Origin of the sequence: Nicoletella semolina (genome assembly GCF_004345745.1) — a bacterium.
Classification (GTDB): domain Bacteria; phylum Pseudomonadota; class Gammaproteobacteria; order Enterobacterales; family Pasteurellaceae; genus Nicoletella; species Nicoletella semolina.
Window position 1 is genome coordinate 1 of the sequence record NZ_SLXJ01000019.1, and the last position, 571, is coordinate 571.

The 571-nt window shown below is 55.7% G+C and carries 1 pseudogene; it reads right to left on the reverse strand.

The window, feature by feature from the left end:
* Nucleotides 1-571: pseudogene (locus EV693_RS09230) on the reverse strand (hypothetical protein); the annotation flags it as partial.

Consider the following 571-nt stretch of genomic DNA (forward strand, 5'->3'; position numbering starts at 1 on the left):
TGTCCGACTACTGTCGAATTTTCACCTGTGGCTTGAGAATCAGCACCGTTGGCAGTTGCTCCTTTAGCAGTGGCTTTTGCATTCATACCTGTAGCGGTGGACTGTTCGCCTGTCGCCTGTGAGCCTGCACCACTTGCCGTTGCTCCGTCAGCTGTTGCTTTGGAATTAGCACCGCTTGCGGTGGCATTATTGCCTGTGGCTTGAGCGTTTTGTCCTGTAGCAGTGGACTGTTCGCCTGTCGCTTGTGAGCCTGCACCACTTGCGGTTGCTCCGTCAGCTGTCGCTTTGGAATTAGCACCGCTTGCGGTGGCATTATTGCCTGTGGCTTGGGCGTTTTGTCCTGTAGCAGTGGACTGTTCGCCTGTCGCCTGTGAGCCTGCACCACTTGCCGTTGCTCCATCAGCTGTTGCTTTGGAATTAGCACCGCTTGCGGTGGCATTATTGCCTGTGGCTTGGGCGTTTTGTCCTGTAGCGGTGGACTGTTCGCCTGTTGCCTGTGAACCTGCACCGCTTGCGGTTGCTCCGTCAGCTGTTGCTTGAGCATTTTGTCCTGTAGCGGTGGACTGTTCGC